This is a genomic window from Rhodoplanes roseus, from assembly GCF_003258865.1.
GTDB classification, from domain to species: domain Bacteria; phylum Pseudomonadota; class Alphaproteobacteria; order Rhizobiales; family Xanthobacteraceae; genus Rhodoplanes; species Rhodoplanes roseus.
Genome location: NZ_NPEX01000881.1, coordinates 1 through 261, shown reverse-complemented (window position 1 = coordinate 261; position 261 = coordinate 1). Strand labels below are relative to the sequence as shown.

Genomic DNA, 261 nt, shown 5'->3' with positions numbered 1-261 from the left:
CATCGTCCCGGCGGCCTCGAGCTCCAGCGAGTTCAGTGGTGCCACCCGTATTTATTGGACGCTCAAGCTCGCAGGCCTCGAACATCTTGCCATCTTGAATGGCGGGTACCGCGTCTGGAATGCCGATCCGAGCACGACGCTTGCGACGGATAAGCCCGAAATCGTTGCGGCCGATTTCAAGGCGCAATTGCGGCCCGGACTCCTCGTCTCGAGCGATGACGTCCGTTCGCATCTCGATGACGGTTCCACCGTTCTCCTCGA

Annotated in this window: 1 pseudogene; it reads left to right on the top strand. The window is 60.5% G+C overall.

Going from position 1 to position 261, the window contains the following annotated elements:
* Positions 1–261, top strand: a pseudogene (locus tag CH341_RS34975) (sulfurtransferase); the annotation flags it as partial.